The sequence below is a fragment of the Nostoc sp. KVJ20 genome, from assembly GCF_001712795.1.
GTDB lineage: Bacteria > Cyanobacteriota > Cyanobacteriia > Cyanobacteriales > Nostocaceae > Nostoc.
The window spans coordinates 1-1,125 of the sequence record NZ_KV757855.1 but is presented as its reverse complement, the minus strand read 5'-3'; the positions used below and the strand labels follow the sequence as shown (position 1 = coordinate 1,125).

Sequence of the window (1,125 nt, the reverse complement as noted above, 5' to 3'; positions counted from 1 at the left end):
CGATACTGCTGCTGTACTGGCTTCAGAAAAAAAGAACAGCACGATAACAAATAGTACACTAGTGCTAATGGGAGCGACGGGTGCGGCAATGATCGTGTCGATGTCAGTCCACAACATCCTCTTAGGTGGATTGATGATTGCTACGGCGATCGCTATAGCACTACCAAAGCAATCTCAAGCTCTGTTGACTAATTTTGAGCAGATACAACGCAAGTATGGAGTCAATCTTTATGCGGTGTTGTTTACGATTTTGACGGTTGTTTGTCTACTTGACTTTGCTTCCTCGCCAGCCGATGCACAGTTTTTTAACACTGCTCAAACCTGGATGACTAATACCTTTGGTAATGCTGGGAACGGACAAACACAAGCAGTTGTAGCATTGTTCTTCAACGTATTAAGGGGTCTGTTCTTACTCTACGTAGGCATCAGCCTAGTCCGGGTTGTTCAAGCGGCCCGCAACGATGAAGATTGGCAAACATTAGCCAGAACTCCATTAATTATTGTCCTTTCAGTTTTTGTAGGAGATTTAGTTACTGGCTTGATTGTTGGTGGAGGTGCGGCATAACCAACAGTAAACAGTTATCAGTAGAGAGTGATGTATTTATCTGCATCGTCAGAGTTCCACATTTTTCACTCATTAGTAGGTAACAGTTAGGGTCAAACTATTTGACTGAAACTGTGATAACTGATAACTGATTTAATACAGTCTTTTCATGCTGAAATAGTTTGAGATCATGAAAAATGAAAATAAATTTCGGACTGTAAATAGAATTTTGGGAGACAGACCCAGATTAGGCCCATTTCCCGCCGACCAAATTTTTCCTTGGTCAGTAATAGGAGTAGTGAATGTATTTGTTGTTTCTTATACATTTCAAGCTGGATGGTTAGCAACTGGATTAAGTATTGCTTGGGGATGGGCAACATGGTGGGTAGTTTCTACGAATAAAGATTTTTTGGGAAAATTTATCGGTGTACCACGAATTAGTAGAGGTTATATGCCTTTTAAAACATTGAAAAAGAATACAAAAATCAGAATTAAAAGGGAATAGGGAACAGGCAACAGAGGAATTCCCAGAATTAAAGAAGTAGGTTGAGAGTCAAAATTCACTCCGTCAGGGGCGATGC

Annotated in this window: 2 protein-coding genes; both read left to right on the top strand. The window is 40.4% G+C overall.

Annotated features, from left to right (window positions below; all coding sequences use genetic code 11):
- A partial coding sequence (locus A4S05_RS38280; protein ID WP_141699950.1) for a hypothetical protein occupies positions 1–565 on the top strand: 565 nt, incomplete at its 5' end.
- 169 nt (positions 566–734) lie between these two features.
- Positions 735–1,049 carry a hypothetical protein gene (locus A4S05_RS38275; protein WP_069074926.1) on the top strand — a complete coding sequence of 105 codons (315 nt, stop codon included), beginning with the start codon at positions 735–737 and terminating at the stop codon, positions 1,047–1,049.
- The last annotated feature ends 76 nt before the right edge of the window (positions 1,050–1,125 follow it).